We start from the raw sequence: 16,194 nt of genomic DNA on the forward strand, positions 1-16,194 counted from the left end.
ACGACTGCTACGTTCTGCCGTATTCACATATCTCCAGGAGGAACCCGCGTGCGTGCCAGCACCCTCCCCCAGTACGGGGGCCCCGAACTGCTGACCGTGTCCGACCTGCCCCGCCCCACGCCCGAGCCCGGCCAGATCCTGGTCCGCGTCGCGGCCTCGGCCGTCAACCCGGTCGACCTCGAGGTCCGCTCGGGCGCGGCGGCCGGCAACATCGGCCACGGCTTCCCGATGACCCTCGGCTGGGACCTCTCCGGCGTCGTCGAGGAGTGCGGCCCCGGCGTCGACCGGTTCACCGCAGGCGACCGGGTCGTCGCCATGTCGGCCCAGATGGCCACCGGTGTCGGCACGCACGCGCAGTACGTCGCGCTCGACGCCGGCCTCGCCGCGAAGGCCCCGCGCACCGCGGAACTCCGGGACGCGGCCGCCCTTCCGCTGGCCGGGCTCACCGCCCACCAGGCACTCGGCGTCCTCGACCCGCCCGCGGGCGGCACCGTGCTCATCACCGGCGCGAGCGGGGCCGTGGGCGGGTTCGCCGTCCAACTGGCCGTGGCCCGGGGCCTGAAGGTGCTCGCCTTCGGGCGGCCCGACGACGCCCTCCTGCTGCGCGCGCTCGGCGCCGACGAGACGTACTCCGACGAGCGCCCGGTGCCGCCCGGCGCCGCCGACGCGCTCCTGGAGACCGCGGGGCTGCCCGGCGCCGTCGCCGGTGTGCGGGACGGTGGCCGCGCCGTCTCCATCGTGCCGACCGCGCCGCCCGTCGCCGAGCGCGGCATCGACGTACGCATGTCGTTCGTGGAGCAGGACGGCCGACGCCTGGAAGAGCTATCCGGCCTGGTGGACGAGGGGGTGCTCACCCTGCGGGTGGCGGCCGTCTTCCCGCTGGCCGAGGTGGGCGAGGCGCACCGGCGCCTGGCCGCGGGCGGCTCGCGCGGCAAGCTCCTGATCTCGCCGTGGGACTGACCCGGCACCCCTCCTGACGCACCCCGCGCCCCGCGCCCGTGCCCCGTGCCCCGTGCCCCGTGCCCGTGCCCCGACCCGTGACTTGGAACAGCCATGCCGTTTGCCCTCTTCCCCTTGATGCTCTGCGTCTTCAGCGTCGGAAGCGCGGAGCTGGTCGTCGCCGGTGTGCTGCCCGCCATCGCCGGTGACCTGGACGTCTCCCTGTCCGACGCGGGCCTGCTCGTGACGGCGTACGCGCTCGGCGTCGTGGTCCTCGGCCCGCTCGTCACCCTGGCCAGCAGCCGGGTGCCGCGCACTCCCCTGCTGCTCGGCCTGATGGGCCTGTTCACCGCGAGCAACGTCCTCGCGGCCCTGGCCCCCGGCTACGCGGTCCTGATGGCCGCCCGCGTCCTCTCGGCGATCACCCACTGCACGCTGTTCGCGGTCTGCATCGTCGTCGCGGGCTCCCTCGCGGAGAAGGGCAAGGAGGCCACGGCCGTGTCGCGGGTCGCCGTCGGCCTCAACCTCGCCACCGTCCTCGGCGTGCCGCTCGGCGTCCTCCTGGAGGAGCACCTGGGCTGGCGGTCCGCCTTCTGGAGCATCGCCGGGCTGAGCCTGCTCGCCCTCGCCCTGGTGGCCTGGCGGCCGCCCGTGGCGCCGGTGCCGGTGGCCGGCGGGGCCGTCGACGAGCTGCGGGTGCTGCGCAATCCCCAGGTGCAGATCGCCATCCTCATCACCGCTCTCGCGATGGCCGGCGTCTTCACCGCGTACACCTTCGTGAACCCGATCCTCACCTCGATGGGCGGCTTCGACGCATCGACGGTCAGCTGGCTGCTGCTGCTCGTCGGCTGCGGCTCCCTCATCGGCAACCTCATCGGCGGCAAGCTCGCCGACCGGGCGCTGATGCCGTCCCTCGTCGGCGTCCTCGCGGTGCTCGGCGCCGACCTCGCCCTGATGGCGCTCGGCGGCCGGACACCCTGGCTGCTGCTCGTCCTCCTCGTCGTCTTCGGCGCCGCCTACTTCGCGGTGATGCCGGGCCTGCAGGCCCGCATCCTGACGGCGGCCGGGGGCGGCGCGCCCACCCTCGCCATCGCCATCAACATCGGCGCGTTCAACATCGGCATCGCCTTCGGCGCCTGGTTCGGCGGCCAACTCCTCGGCCTCGACCTGGGGTTGCGGGCGGTCATCGCCGCGTCGGCGCTGCTGTCCTGGCTCGCGACGGCCGTCGCCGCCCGCGAGCTCACCAAGGACCGGCGCGCGGGGGCCGCCACGGGGGCCTCGACGGCCACGGCGACCGATCCCACCACCACCCCGCACAGGGCCGGGCCGGCCGGCGCCCCGAACCGGGCCGAGCCCGCCACCGCCCCACAGGGGGCCGTGCCCGCAACCACCCCGAACCCGCCGGTGCACGCCACCGCCGACGCCACCACGGACTGACCCCACCACCGGCCGAGGGCGCCACCGGCTGACGGCATCACCGGCTGGGGCCGCAACGGCCGACGCGACCTCCGCCTGACGCCACCACCAGCCAGCGGCGCACCACCTGACGCCACCCCGACCAACGGGCACCACCGGCTGACAGCACCACCGGCCGACGACGCACCGCCAACACCACCACCGGCCGACGACACACCGCCCGGCGCCACCGACGGTCAGCCCCCACCACCGGCCGACGGTGCGCGGTCACGGGTCGCCCGACCCGCCGCGGCAACCACCCGCGGCACCCGACTTCTTCTGGAGTAGCACTGATGAGTGAGCTCACCCGGCGCAAGGTCCTGCGGCGTTCCGCCGTGGCGGGCGGCGTGGCCCTGGGCGCGGCCGTGCCCGCCGCCGGCCTCGCCCAGGCCGCCGCGCCCGCCCGGGCCGACGCCGCCCGCACCGCGTCCGCGGCGCCCGCTGCGGTCACCGTGCGGCCCGACGACATCCGCTACCCGGAGCTGATCCGCGGCACCAACCAGCGCTGGGTGGGCAGCCCCGACTACGTGCGCCTGGTCTCCAGCGCGGACCAGGTCGTCGACGCCGTCAAGGAGGCCGTCACCGCGGGCAAGCGGGTGGCGGTGCGCAGCGGCGGCCACTGCTACGAGAACTTCACCACCAGCTCCGACATCAAGGTCCTCATCGACCTGTCGCAGCTGACGGCGGTGACCTACGACGCCGGCCTGCGGGTCTTCGTGGTGGAGCCCGGCGCCTGGCTGTCCGACCTCTACTGCACCCTGTTCAAGCAGTGGGGGGTCACCCTGCCCGGCGGCTCCTGCCCGTCGGTCGCGGCCGGCGGGCACATCGTCGGCGGCGGCTACGGCGCGCTGTCCCGGCTGTTCGGGCTCACCGTCGACCACCTGTACGGCGTCGAGGTCGTGACGGTCGACAAGGACAAGACGGTACGCAAGGTCGTCGCGACCCGGGACTCCGCCGACGCCCGCCTGCGCGACCTGTGGTGGGCGCACACCGGGGGCGGCGGCGGCAACTTCGGCATCGTCACCAAGTACCTCCTGCGCACCCCGGGCGCCACCGGCTCCGACCCCGCCCATCTGCTGCCACGGCCCCCGGCGGAGCTGCTGACCAGCACCGTCACCTGGTCCTGGGACGGCCTGACGCAGACCGGGTTCAAGCGCCTGGTGAAGAACTACGCGGACTGGTTCGTCGCCCACGGCGGGCCCGACGCCGCCCACCTGGACCTGTTCAGCCAGCTCAAGGCCGCGCACCGGTCGGCGGGCGCGATCACGATGGTGACGCAGCTCGACGCCACCCGCTCCGGCGCGCGGGCCGACCTGGACGCCTTCGTCGCCGCGGTCGGCGCCGGGGTGCCGGTCAAGGCCCACGTCAGCACACAGCGGCTGCCGTTCCTGCACGCCACCAAGTGGCCGGGGTTCGCCGGCGGCGACCCGACGCTCCGCTTCGAGGACAAGTCCGCGTACATGCGCGCGACCTTCCCGGACGACCAACTCTCCGCCGCGTACCACCACTTGACCCGCACCGACTACACCAACCCGGCGGCGCTGCTGCTGATCGCGGGGTACGGCGGCCGCGTCAACGCCGTCGCGCCGGACGCCACCGCGGTGGCGCAGCGGGACTCGGTGCTCAAGCTGCAGTACCTGGCGTTCTGGCAGGACGCCGCGGAGGACGCGCGCCACCTGGCGTGGGTCCGCGAGTTCTACCGCGACGTCTACGGGGCCTCCGGCGGCGTCCCCGCACCCGGCCGGGTCAACGACGGCTGCTTCGTCAACTACGCCGACACCGACCTCGGCGACCCGGCGCTCAACACCTCCAAGACGCCCTGGCACTCGCTCTACTACAAGGACAACTACCCGCGTCTGCAACGGGTGAAGGCCGACTGGGACCCCCGCGGCATCCTCCGGCACGCGCAGTCCGTCGAGCCCGCCTCGGGCTGACCCGGCCCCCCCTGATCTCCGCGGTCCCCGCACCGGACCGCGGCGCCGCGCCGGCACCGCCCGGCGCGGCCTCCCCCTCCCGCACGACAGCGACACGACAGCAAGGAGAAAGCGATGCCTTTCGCTTCGACGCACGGCTCCAAGGTGGAGTACTTCGAGACCGGCACCGGTCCCGGCCTCGTCCTGGTCCACGGCACCGGCGGCGACGCGGGGACGTTCGACAACCTGCGCGACACCTTCCAGGACCGCCGCACCGTCGTCGTCCCCAACTACTCGGGCAGCGGCGCCACCGAGGACGAGGGCGGCCCGCTCACCCTCGACCTGCTCGTCGCCCAGATCGACGCGGCGATCGAGGACAGCGGCGCCGAGGGCCCGGTGGACCTGGTGGGCTGGTCGCAGGGCGCCCTCGCCGTCGCCGCCTACGCGGCCGCGCACCCGGCGAAGGTGCGGCGCCTCGTGCTGCTCACCGGCTGGATCAAGAACGACGCGCGCCAGCAGCTCTACTTCGACCTGTGGCACCGCCTCGACCAGCTCGACCACGAGACCTTCGGCCGGTTCCTGCAGCTCAACGGCTGGACCACGGCGCAGGTGAACTCGTTCGGCGTCGCGGGCGTCGAGGAGATGGTCTCGGGTGGCGTCCCCGCGGGCATCGGCCGGCAGATCGCGCTCAACCTGGAGCTCGACATCACCGAGATCCTGCCGAGGATCACCGCACCGACCCTGGTGATCGGCGCCACCCACGACAACATGATCCCGGTCGCGCACTCGCGGGCGCTGCACGCGGCGATCAAGGGCAGCCGGTACGCCGAGCTCGACGCGGGCCACTTCGCGGTCTTCGAGAAGCCGGCCGAACTGGCCGAGCTGGTCCGTGAGTTCATCGAGGAGGACGACGCGAAGGGCGAGGCCGAGGCGGCCTGAGCCGACTGCCCTGGGGAGCCACTTCCGTACAGAGCCCGGTGGGGGCGGCGAGAGCCGCCCCCACCGGGCTCCGTCGCGTGCCGCCGCTACCGGGCCGGGGGCGCCGGGGCGTGCCGGAGCCGGTTGACCAGGGACGCCGTCTCGGGCTCGAAGGAGGCCAGGTCGAGGGCGAGCGACAGCTCCTTGGCGAACGTGCCCTGCGCCTGGGCGACCAGCTTCTTGCCCTCGGCGGTGAGGTGGGCGAACATCACCCGCCGGTCCTCCTCGCCGACCGTACGGGCCACGAGGTCCTCGTTCTCCAGGCGGGTGACCAGACGGCTCATCGTGGACTGGCTCGACCCCACCGAGTCGGCGAGCTCCTGCATGCGCAGCGCGCCGCGCCCGAGGACCGAGAGGGCCGTGAACTCCGATGCGGTCACGCCGTGTTGGCGCTGCAGTTTCTTGTCGAGAGTCGTGCTCACCCCGTTCACCAGGAGCAGCAGCTGCCTCCACAGTTCGAGTTCGCCGTTGAGCCGTCCGCGCGCGGCAGTCGCCATGCCGTCCTTCACCGTCCCGTTCTCGCCTGCGCCCGGACCCCGGCCCCCTTGGAAGCGGCTCGCCGCCCCACGGTGTCGTCACAGCAGTGAATTACTTGCCTTTGCAAGCATAGGTCAAGGGGTGCGGCGGTGGCCAGCATGTGGACACACGGAAGAGCCGGCGCACCCTCGTTCGGGGTGCGCCGGCTCTCGTCGCCGCTATGCGCGCCGCGCAGCGCGGGGCTTGGCGAACCGGCGCATCATCGGCATCTCGACGCCCTTGTGCAGCAGCCACGCGAAGCCCAGGCACACCACGAAGTACAGGGCCATGACGCCCATGCCCCCGGCGAAGCCGAACAGACGCGTCTCGCCGATCAGCGAACGCACGTACACCAGAAGGACGTTGTGGACGATGTAGAAGGCGAACGACACCTCACCGAGCCACACCATGACGCGGCCCCGGAAGGGCGAGCGGCCGCCGCGCAGGTCGGTGGTGGCGACGGCGGGGATGAGCAGCGCGAAGGGGATGAGCGCCGCCGCGTTGAGCCCGAAGAGCCAGGGCGTGGCGTTGGCGACGGCGTAGCCCACGACGACGAGGGCGCAGGCGGGCAGCAGCCCCAGGTTGATCCAGCGGCCGGTCATGAGGATGCGCGCCATGACGATGCCGAGGACGAAGTCGAGGGTGCGCACCGGCGGCAGCATGTAGACGGCCCAGTACTGGATCTCGGAGACCGGGAAGCCGTTGGACATGGTGCCGTCGGGCAGCAGGAGGTAGCCGAGGGCCGGGATCGCGGTGATCGTGACGACCAGGCCGGCGGCCCACGCCCACAGCCGCTCGGGCCGGATCGCCGAGATCCACCGGTGCAGCAGCGGGAAGCAGAGGTAGAAGAAGACCTCGCAGGAGAGCGACCAGCTCGGCGGGTTGATGCTCAGGTAGGTGTGGTAGTCCGGGATCCAGGTCTGCAGCAGGAGCAGGTTGGGCAGCCACTGCTGCCAGGTGGCGGTCGCGGCGGCGAACAGCACCATCGCCCCGATCCAGCCGGCCACGTGGCTCGGGTAGAGCTTGACCAGGCGGCGCCGCCAGAATCCGCGCGGGGTGTCGTTCGGGCGCGCCGAGTACGTCAGTACGAAGCCGCTGAGCAGGAAGAAGAAGGTGACGCCCATCCACCCCGTCTTGCTGGCGGCGGCGTGGAAGAAGTCCGAGACGTCGCCGCTGAAGGGGTTCAGGGGCGGCTCCGTCGTCAGGGACGCGTGGAAGAGGAAGACCATGACCGCGGCGATGAAGCGCAGTCCGGTCAGCGAGGGGAGCCGGGCGAAGCCGGCGGGTCGGGCGGCCGGCTCGGGGGCCGGCGTAGGGGCCGGCGCGGGGGCCGTACTGCCGAGGGGCGCGACGCTTGTCGCCATGAAGACCTCCGTGAGTGAGTGCGTGGGGGAGGAAAATGCATTCTGGTGCAAGGACTAGACCTGTTGTGTCGCGCCCGCACCCGCCGCCAGGTCCCGCTGGATCGCCTCGAACGAGCGGTTCTTCGTCTCGGGCACCGCGCGGACCACGAAGACCAGCGCACCGAGGCAGACCGCGGCGAAGCACCAGAAGACGGCGGCCTCGCCGAACCGGTCGGCCGCGGGCAGGAAGAGCTGGCCCACGACGAAGTTGGCGGACCAGTTGACGAGCACGCACAGCGCAACGCCCCTGGCGCGTACGGCGGGCGGGAAGATCTCCGCGGCGAGGATCCAGAAGACCGGGCCGATGCCGACCGCGAAGGCGGACACGTAGAGCCCCATGGAGACCAGGCTGACGCCGTGCGAGGCCCCGCCGAACGCCCCGTTCAGGGCGCAGCCGAGCGGGATGAGCGCCGCCGCCATGCCCACCAGGGAGAGGACGAGCAGCGGCTTGCGGCCCGCCCGGTCGACCAGCGGGATCGCCGCGACGGTCATGAGCAGGTTGGCCACGCCGATGGCGACGGAGTACATGATCGAGTTCGTGGCGGGCAGACCGGCCCGCTGCATGATGCTGGGGGCGTAGTAGATGATCGTGTTGATCCCCGCGAACTGCTGCACCGCTCCGATCGTGACGCCGATGAGCAGCGCGCGCCGCACGACCGGCTCGGCCAGCATCGTGCGCAAGGCGCCGCGGCTCTCGCCCCGTTCGCGCACCGTCTCCTCGCCGCGCCTTCGCCGCCGCAGCCACACGGGGCTCTCCGGCACGAAGAAGAGACCGACCAGCATCAGGACGGACGGGACGAGGCCCGCGCCGAACATCGCGCGCCAGTTGGCGTCCCCGGCGAACCAGAGGTTGATCAGGTACGAGACGAGGATGCCCGCGGTGAGCAGGATCTGGTTCACCGTGATGAGGCGGCCGCGCAGCCGGGGCGGCGCCACCTCGGCCAGATAGAGCGGGACGAGCGAGGACGCGGAGCCCACGGCGAGGCCGAGGATCACCCGCGCGGCCACCAGGGTCCAGAAGTCGGCGGCCAGGGTGGCGAGGGCGAGCCCGAGGGTGAAGGTGGCGGCGACGACGATGAGCGTCCTGCGCCGCCCCCAGCGGTCGGCGGGCCCGCCGCTCCACAGGGCGCCGGCCGCCGCGCCGAGGAGCAGCGACGAGATCACCGCTCCCTCCTGGAAAGACGTCAGGTGGAAGTCCTCCTTGAGGAACAGCAGGGCTCCCGAGATGACGCCGGTGTCGAAGCCGAAGAGCAGCCCGCCCAGGGCGACGACGCCGACGGTGAGAGCCAACCTCCAGGCGGGGATGGCCGGTTCGGGTTCCTGGGGCGGGGCGGGCTCCCGGGGCGGGTCCGGCTCCCGCAGGGGCGGTCGCGTCGCCTGGTCAATTTCCACGGTCACCGAACGGCACTCGCTTTCTTGGGTCTGCTTCTCAGGGCTGCTTCTCAGGTCTGCTTCTCGGGTCCGCCGCTCGGGCCCACGGGCTCCTCACACCCCGTACCGCGCCCGGTACAGGGCGAACCGGCTGGTCAACTCCCGGCGGGAGAGGCCGAATTCGGCGGGCTGGAAGAAACGGGCGCGGCGCGCCTCGCGGGCCGTTCCGTCGACGAACGTCGACACGACGCGGTCGAACATCGGTGTCGCGGTGACGCCCGCGAAGGCGAGCACGGCGCGCACCTGCCCGGCCGGGTCCGCCACCAGGTCGGCGAAGTTCAGGTCGAGCAGACGTCCCCGCGGCACGTCGAGCCGGGCCCGCTCGGCGGCCACCAGGTGGCGCTCGACGCGGTCGGCCCACTCCGGTCCGACGGCCCGCACCTGCCGGGCCGTCCGGCCGCGCAGGGCGGTCGCGATGCCCGCGCACGCGGCGACGGTGTCCGCCGGATCGCGGTGCACCTGGACCACCTTGGCGTCCGGGTAGACCCGAAGGAGCTGCCCCAGGTGGCGGGCGTGGAAGGAGTCGCGCAGCACGAGCCTGGAGGCCGGGATCCGCCAGGTGACGGCCTGGAGCTGGGCGCGGTGGAACGCGTACGCCTCCGTGGTGTCCGCCGACTCCAGCCAGGCGGCGTAACCGGGCACCCGCCAGGAGAGCGCCGCCGTCATGCCGTGGAACGCGTTGCCAAGGAGCCGGTGGCAGCCGCCGGGCCGGGTCGGGCCGATGAGCAGCCCGGAGCCGCGCCCCGCGGTGGCCCGCACCGGGCCCCGTACGAGGTGCGCCGCCCGGTCGAGGGCCGCGCGGCGCCGGCGCAGGGTGGTGGCGCGGCCCGCGGGGTCGTGCAGTTCCGCCAGGGTCGGCGCGTCGAGGCCGGGGTGCTCCGCGAGGGCGTTGTGCAGCAGCGCCGCGCCGCTGCCCGGGAGGCCGGTGACGAAGAGCGGGGCCTGGATGTCGTTCAGCGCGATCTCGGGTCTGTCCCGCAGCAGCCGGATCAGCTGCTGCTGCTTCTGGAGGGCCGACATCAGCTCGGAGCGGGCGGCCGCGCGGCCCTCCGCGTGCAGGTCGGCCTCGGTGTCGAGGGAGTGCACGAGCCGGTCGAGGGCGGGCAGGAAGCGCAGTCCGCCGGCGTCCGCCTCGCCGTCCTCCCGTACGCGCTCCAGGAGGTCGTCCACCGCGAGCACGTCGTCGTGGCCGGGCCCGCCCGTACGCCCGTACGCCGCGCGCTCGCCGGGCGTACGCGTTCGGCCCGACTGGGCACCGCCTCTTCCCCACGCGGGGCCGCCCCCGGGTCCGTCCCAGGGGACGGCCGACTCGCGTGCGAGGACCGCAGGTTCACTCCGTCTGCTCACCGTCCCACCTTCCCGATACGTGCCGGACCGGCCGCCGCGCGCACTCGCCCGCCGGGTCTTGGATGTCTGTGTTCGCCGTACGTTCAGGGGCGGTTGACGGGACCTCCGCAGAGACCCGGCAGGGCGAGCGCCCAGAGGCGGGAGAGGTGCCGCTCCACGCCGCCGTCCCCCTCCACGCCCTCGTCCCGCTCCACGCCCTCGTCCCGTTCCGCGCCCTCGTCCTCGCTCTCGTCCCGCGGTCCGTGCGGCCGCCCGGAGAGGCGGGACTCCGCGCCCGCCAGGAGGTATTCGGCGAGGAGCACCACGTCGCCCGCGCCGACCGCGGGGCCCAGTCCGCCCCGGTCCGCGCGGGCCAGGGTCTCGGTCACCGTGGGCCGCCAGAGCGCGGACCACGAGCCGTCGCCCTCGGGCAGCTCCCGCCACAGCCGGACCGCCGCCCGCACCACTTCGTCCTCTTCGAGCAGCCGCGCCAGGGCGAGGGTGAGCCCGACCACGGTGTCGAGCGGCGGCGCCGTGCTCCGGCCCGCCTGCGCCGCGCAGGCACGGACGGCGGCGTCCCCGCGGGTCCGCACCGCGAGGGCGAGCCCCGCCTTGGAGGCGAAGTGGAAGGTGAGCGCACCGACCGAGATGCCCGCGGTGCGGGCGACGCGGCCCAGGGACGTGCCCTCGTACCCCGTGCGCTCGAACTCGCGGGCCGCCGCGCGGACCAGGGCCTCCCTGGTTCTCGCGGCCCGTTCCTGCTTCACCATCGCGCCCTTCCCTGTTCCCCGGAGCCTCCTGACCGGCTCCGGTCCTGCACGCCACAGCCACTGTGGGCACTGGGCGCGCCCCCGACAACGCCGACTTCCGAAAGTCGACCCCCGCGCTTTCCGGGCGCGCCGACTTGGCCAAGTAGCGGCCGTCTGCCCCCGGGGGTTCAAAAGAAAACGAACGTTCTCTATTCTTGTCCGTGTCGGGCGCCATCACGGGGAGGGAATGCCATGACAGAGCTCCAGGAACACCGGCTGCTCGCACCGCGCGGCCTGGATCGGGCCGCCGGGGTGTGGGACCACCGGCTGCCCGAGCTGATCGCCGACACGTCGATCACCTCGTACGCGGAGACCGTCTTCGGTCATCTGCGCCGCGCGGATCAGCGGCGCTGGGCCGCGGCCTACGTACTGGGGCTGCTCACCACGCCCGGCCGGAAGTCGGTGCGGCGCCTCGCGGCGCAGCTGCACGCCGGGCCGACGGCCGCCCAGTCGCTGCACCAGTTCGCCAACGCCAGCCCCTGGGACTGGGATCCGGCCCGCCACGAACTGCTGCGGCTCGCCGAGAGCCGCACCCCGGTGCGGGCCTGGACCGTCGGCGTCGCGGTGCTGCCCAAGCGCGGCAGCCACTCCTGCGGCGTGCACCAGAGGTTCGAGCGCAGCACCGGGCGTACCGTCAACTGCCAGGTGGGAATAGGCCTGTTCCTTTCGTCGGACTCCGCGCACGTGCCCGTCGACTGGCGGCTGCGGCTCCCCAAGGAGTGGCACGAGGACGACGAGCTGCGGGCGCGGACGCGCGTCCCCGACGACGTGCGGCACTGCTCCCCCACAGAGCACGTCCTGCACCTCGTCGACTCGCTCGCCCCGCTCTCCCGCCGCGAACCGGTGCCGGTGGTCGCCGACACGAGCCACCACCCCACGTCCGGGGCCCACTTGGCCGCGGAGCTGACCGCGCGCGGGCGCGACTGCCTGATCGCCGTGCCGCACGGCCTGCGCGTCGTGGCGGAGGGCCGGCGGGTGGCCGCGCCCGGCTCACCCGACGGGACCCTCACCGCGGGCCGGCTCCTGCAGCTGCTCGCCCCGAAGGGGGCGACGGCCACGGCGACCGGGCTGCGGCACGTCCCGGCGCAGGCCGACCGGCTGGTGTCCGCCCTGGTGCGGCTGCCCGGGCGGCGCGGTGTCTCGCCCGGCGTCTACCGCCTCTTCGCCCGGCGGCGCCCCGGGGCGCACGGCGTCGGACGGATCTGGCTCACGAGTCTGGTCCACCCGCCCCTGCACGACCTGCTGCCCCTGGTGCGCGCGCAGTCCGGCACCGTCGCCGCCCTCGCCGACCTCACGGAGAACTACGGTCTGCGCGACTTCGAGGGGCGCTCGTACCCCGGCTGGCACCACCACATGACGCTGGCGTCCGCCGCGTACGCGTACCGGCTGCTCGTGGCGGAAGGGGCGACGGGGGCGGCGGGGGCGGCGGGACTGTCGCCGCGGCGGCACATCGCTTGAGCACGTACATCGCCCTGCGCATACGGGACATGACGGCGGCTCAGCTCGCGCGGTCGAAGTCGATCGCGCTGTAGGCGCGCAGCTTCGAAAGGCGGTGCGTGGAGTCGATGCGGCGGACCGTGCGGGAGCGGGAGCGCATGACCAGGGACTCCGTGGTGGCGCTCTCGGCGCCGTAGCGCACGCCGCGCAGGAGTTCGCCGTCGGTGATGCCGGTGGCGACGAAGAAGACGTTGTCGCCCTTGACCAGGTCGTCCGTGAAGAGCGTGCGGTCCAGGTCGTGGCCGGCGTCGATGGCCCGCTGGCGCTCCGCGTCGTCCCTCGGCCACAGCTTGCCCTGGATGGTGCCGCCCAGGCACTTCACGGCGCAGGCCGAGATGATTCCCTCCGGGGTGCCGCCGACGCCCAGGAGCAGGTCGACCCCGCTGCCCTCGCGCACCGCCATGACCGAGCCCGCGACGTCGCCGTCCGATATGAGCTTGATGCGGGCGCCGGTCGCGCGCACCTCGTCGATGACGCCCTGGTGCCGGGGCCGGTCGAGCACGACGACGGTGACGTCCTCGGGGGCGACGTTCTTGGCCTTGGCGACGCGGCGGATGTTGACGGAGGCGGGTGCGTTGATGTCGACGTAGTCGGCGGCTTCGGGGCCCGTGACGAGTTTGTCCATGTAGAAGACGGCGGAGGGGTCGAACATGGCGCTGCGGTCGGCGGCGGCCAGGACGGCGATGGCGTTGGGCTGGCCCTTGGCGGTGAGGGTGGTGCCGTCGATGGGGTCGACGGCGATGTCGACCTCGGCGCCGGTGCCGTCGCCGATGCGCTCTCCGTTGAAGAGCATCGGGGCCTCGTCCTTTTCTCCTTCGCCGATGACGACGACGCCGTTCATGGAGACGGTGGAGACGAGGGTGCGCATGGCGCGCACGGCGGCGCCGTCCGCGCCGTTCTTGTCGCCGCGGCCGACCCAGCGGCCCGCGGCCATCGCGGCGGCCTCGGTGACCCGGACGAGCTCCAGGGCGAGGTTGCGGTCGGGAGCCGCCGCGGCCACCGCCAGCGGGGAGGACGTGGAGATCAGCGGGGCGGACGTCGGGACGGGAGAGGTGAGCAGGGGCACCGGTGAGACCTTCCGGATCCGGGGGGGCGGGCAGCTTCGGACCGGACGTTACTGGCGCCGCGCCGCCCCACCACGCCCTTGCGCCCGAACCGCCGCCGCCTTTGGCAACTCGCCCACACCGCACACGAATCGGCCGCGGATCACGCGTCCCTCGTCCCGCCACCCCGTGCCGTGCCGCGCCACGTCGCGTCGCGCCGTGCGCGGGCCGACCGGGGCACCCCCCTCGTGCGCCCCGGCCGGCCCCACGCGGTGACCGGCCGCCGAAGACCGGCCGTCAGGAGACGGACGAAGGCCTCAACTCGGCGTCACCGCGGGCCAGATCGCGCCTGCCGCGGCCTCCGCGTCGAGCGTGCGCACCAGCTCCTCGTCGATCGCGTCGAGCGAGTCGACGATGTGCCGCACCGCGAGCTCCTCCATGAACGTGCGCTGGAAACTGCAGGGGTGACCGACGAACGGCACGCCGAGCCCCTTGGCCGCCTCGGCGACCCGGGCCACGTCGTCCACGAACAGCACCTGGTCGGGGCGGAGACCGAAGACGTCGACGGCGATCTCCTTGATGCCCGGCCGGAACGAGTCGGTGCAGACGTAACCCGGGCCGTCGAAGAGGTGGGCCCAGGTGCCGAGGTGGGTGTCGAAGTGGGACTTGCTCAGACCGCCGTAACAGACCACCGGGAGCCCGAGGCCCCGTATCCGCTCGATCAGCTCCGCGGCACCGGGGTTGGGCCGCACCGGGTGATCGGCGACGTAGCGGTCGCGCTCCTCGAAGTAGATCTCCAGCGCCTGTTCGCCCGTCACGTCGAGGCCGGCCGCGCGGGCCATCTCGCCGCCCGCGACGCGGCGCGGCTGGGAGAGGATGCGGCGCTCGGTCTCCGCGTCGTACACGCCTCCGCGGCTGGTGATGAAGTTGCCGATGACGGGGCTGAACGTGTCGTTGAGCAGCACGCCGTCGATGTTGAGCGCCACGAGACGCAGGTGGGTGCAGGGCTGGTGCATGGATACGTCCTTGGCTTCGGTTCGGTCGGACCGATGGATGCAACGGTCGGGGAAAGGGATGCAACGGTCGAGGAAAGGCAACGGTCGAGGAGGGTGCGGCGGCAGCCGGAGGCGCGCGTCAGGCGTTGACCGCGGCCTCCCGGTCCTCGCTCACGTCGATGCTCTCGGCGGCGCTGCCCGTGGCGATGGCGGGCATGAGCAGCCGCCACATCGCCCGGGTCCGCTCCGGCAGGTCCTCGCGGCCGCTGGCAAGCAGCGAGTAGGCCTGCAGGCCCGTACACGCGGACACGATGAACTCGGCCAGCACCCGGACGTCGACGTCCGCGCGGACCTCGCCCGCCGTGCGCCCGTCGGCCAGGCACTCCTCCATGATCCGGGCCCACTCCCGGTACGGGGTGGCGTCGTCGAGCCCGAACCCCGTCTGCTCGCTGGTGAGCCGGACGCCCGCGCGCAGGGTCGGGTCCGTCTGCAGCTTGTGCGCCCACACGAAGGTGATGTCCACCAGGCGCTGCAGGCCCGCCGACTTCAGGGCCGGCACGATGCTCGCCGGCTGGGCCCGCATGACGGCGAGAGCCAGCGCCTCCTTGTTGGGGAAGTGGAAGTAGACGGCTCCGAGCGTCACACCGGCGCGGTTCATGATCTCGCGCATGCTGGCGCCGCTGTACCCGCGCTCGTCGAAGACCTCAGCGGCGGCGCGAAGGATTTCCTCGCGCGTTTTCTGGGCCCGCTCCTGCTTCGGTTCCGGCATACGGACGGCCTCTCTCGACAAACAAAAAGAACGCACGTTACTTTACGCGTCATGGTTCTGGGACACCAGAGCCCGCACTCTTCGTTCGGGCATCGACGTCATTCATCCCAGGGGGGACCCATGACTCTCGTTTCGCATGCGCACAGCACTTCGCAGGCTCAACTCCGGCCGGTGCCGCAGGAGTTCACGCACAAGCGGGTTCGTGCCGAAGTACTGCTCACCGGCTGGGCGCCCGCGGGCGAGGACCGCGTGACGGTCACCGCCCGGTGGCCGCGCACGCACTCGTTCTACGCGCCCGTCGCCGGGCGGCACGACCCGATGCTGCTCGCCGAGACGCTTCGGCAGAGCATCCCGCTCATCTCGCACGCCCTCTACGACGTGCCGCTCGGCCACCACCTGATCTGGCAGCACTTCACCTACGAGGTCACGCCCGGCGCGCTGTGGGCCGGGGACGCCCCGATGGACGTCGAACTCCGCATCACCTGCGAGGACATCACCCGGCGCGGGGGCCGGCTCACGGCCCTCACCATGGTCATCGAGATCCTGCGGGACGGCCTGCCCCTCGGCACGGCGCACACCCGGTTCAGCAGCCACGCGCCCGCCATCTACCGCAGGCTGCGCGGCGAGCGGTGCACGGTGTCGAGCGATGTCGCCCCGATGCCGCTCGGCGGCGCGGTCCCGGTGCTCCCGCCCGCCCTGGTCAACCGGGAGCACGCCGACGACGTCGTGCTCTGCCCCACCGCGGCGCCGGACCAGTGGCTGCTGCACGTCGACTACGCGCACCCCATCCTGTTCGACCACCCCGTCGACCACGCCCCGGGCATGCTGCTCCTCGAAGCCGCCCGGCAGGCGGCCCACGCGGTGCAGGGGGCCCGCGCGGGCGCCGTACTGCCGGTCCGCTTCGAGTCGGCGTTCTTCCGTTACGTCGAGTTCGACGCGCCCTGCCTGATCACCGCGAGCGTCGAACCCGCCGTCTACCCGGGGGAGCGGCCCTGCGTGTCGGTCACCGCCCGGCAGGAGGACATCGAGGCGTTCTCCTGCCGCGTGACCATGGCGGACGCCACGGCGTGACCCACGCCTGGGCGTGAACCAACGGACCACAGGTTGTCGCGCGCCCGCC

Annotated in this window: 14 protein-coding genes; 6 read left to right on the top strand and 8 right to left on the bottom strand. The window is 73.2% G+C overall.

Annotated elements, in window-relative coordinates:
- Positions 1-48: 48 nt before the first annotated feature.
- The 4 genes from ACFYO9_RS23925 (at position 49) to ACFYO9_RS23940 (ending at position 5,246) form a co-directional block, all read left to right on the top strand.
- Positions 49-960, top strand: coding sequence for an NADP-dependent oxidoreductase (locus tag ACFYO9_RS23925; protein WP_355812529.1), 912 nt, complete (start codon positions 49-51; stop codon positions 958-960).
- Positions 961-1,053: 93 nt separating this feature from the next.
- On the top strand, positions 1,054-2,376 hold the full coding sequence (locus ACFYO9_RS23930; RefSeq protein WP_358779009.1) for an MFS transporter: 1,323 nt from the start codon (positions 1,054-1,056) through the stop codon (positions 2,374-2,376).
- 311 nt (positions 2,377-2,687) lie between these two features.
- Positions 2,688-4,328: an FAD-binding protein gene (locus tag ACFYO9_RS23935; RefSeq protein WP_358779010.1), complete on the top strand. Its 1,641-nt coding sequence runs from the start codon at positions 2,688-2,690 to the stop codon at positions 4,326-4,328.
- A gap of 114 nt (positions 4,329-4,442) precedes the next feature.
- A complete protein-coding gene (locus ACFYO9_RS23940) occupies positions 4,443-5,246 on the top strand; it encodes an alpha/beta hydrolase (RefSeq protein ID WP_358711198.1) in 804 nt (267 codons plus the stop codon).
- An 86-nt stretch (positions 5,247-5,332) separates the two neighbouring features.
- Here the strand turns inward: ACFYO9_RS23940 and ACFYO9_RS23945 are convergent, their stop codons facing one another.
- The 5 genes from ACFYO9_RS23945 to ACFYO9_RS23965 all read right to left on the bottom strand — a co-directional run bounded on the left by ACFYO9_RS23945 (position 5,333) and on the right by ACFYO9_RS23965 (position 10,731).
- Positions 5,333-5,782, bottom strand: coding sequence for a MarR family transcriptional regulator (locus tag ACFYO9_RS23945; protein WP_358779011.1), 450 nt, complete (start codon positions 5,780-5,782; stop codon positions 5,333-5,335).
- Between the two features lie 198 nt (positions 5,783-5,980).
- Entirely contained in the window at positions 5,981-7,165 is a 1,185-nt protein-coding gene (locus ACFYO9_RS23950) for an acyltransferase (RefSeq protein ID WP_358779012.1), read from the bottom strand.
- 54 nt (positions 7,166-7,219) lie between these two features.
- Entirely contained in the window at positions 7,220-8,509 is a 1,290-nt protein-coding gene (locus ACFYO9_RS23955) for an MFS transporter (RefSeq protein WP_388666592.1), read from the bottom strand.
- Positions 8,510-8,689: 180 nt separating this feature from the next.
- A complete protein-coding gene (locus ACFYO9_RS23960; protein ID WP_358779014.1) occupies positions 8,690-9,982 on the bottom strand; it encodes a sulfotransferase in 1,293 nt (430 codons plus the stop codon).
- An 83-nt stretch (positions 9,983-10,065) separates the two neighbouring features.
- Positions 10,066-10,731, bottom strand: a complete 666-nt coding sequence (locus ACFYO9_RS23965) for a helix-turn-helix domain-containing protein (protein ID WP_355812505.1) — start codon at positions 10,729-10,731, stop codon at positions 10,066-10,068.
- Positions 10,732-10,962: 231 nt separating this feature from the next.
- Here ACFYO9_RS23965 and ACFYO9_RS23970 point away from each other — a divergent pair, with 231 nt between their 5' ends.
- Positions 10,963-12,228, top strand: coding sequence for a transposase (locus ACFYO9_RS23970; protein WP_358779015.1), 1,266 nt, complete (start codon positions 10,963-10,965; stop codon positions 12,226-12,228).
- Between the two features lie 40 nt (positions 12,229-12,268).
- On the opposite strand, the gene glpX is transcribed toward ACFYO9_RS23970, so the two are convergent.
- The 3 genes from glpX to ACFYO9_RS23985 form a co-directional block, all read right to left on the bottom strand.
- Positions 12,269-13,294: a class II fructose-bisphosphatase gene (gene glpX / locus ACFYO9_RS23975; protein ID WP_355812653.1), complete on the bottom strand. Its 1,026-nt coding sequence runs from the start codon at positions 13,292-13,294 to the stop codon at positions 12,269-12,271.
- A gap of 333 nt (positions 13,295-13,627) precedes the next feature.
- Complete coding sequence (locus ACFYO9_RS23980; RefSeq protein WP_355812499.1) at positions 13,628-14,326, bottom strand: HAD family hydrolase; 699 nt, start codon at positions 14,324-14,326, stop codon at positions 13,628-13,630.
- Between the two features lie 118 nt (positions 14,327-14,444).
- Complete coding sequence (locus ACFYO9_RS23985; RefSeq protein WP_355812496.1) at positions 14,445-15,074, bottom strand: ScbR family autoregulator-binding transcription factor; 630 nt, start codon at positions 15,072-15,074, stop codon at positions 14,445-14,447.
- 120 nt (positions 15,075-15,194) lie between these two features.
- Here ACFYO9_RS23985 and ACFYO9_RS23990 point away from each other — a divergent pair, with 120 nt between their 5' ends.
- On the top strand, positions 15,195-16,145 hold the full coding sequence (locus ACFYO9_RS23990) for a ScbA/BarX family gamma-butyrolactone biosynthesis protein (RefSeq protein ID WP_358777929.1): 951 nt from the start codon (positions 15,195-15,197) through the stop codon (positions 16,143-16,145).
- The last annotated feature ends 49 nt before the right edge of the window (positions 16,146-16,194 follow it).

Origin of the sequence: Streptomyces sp. NPDC005863, assembly GCF_042871345.1 — a bacterium.
Classification (GTDB): Bacteria; Actinomycetota; Actinomycetes; order Streptomycetales; family Streptomycetaceae; genus Streptomyces.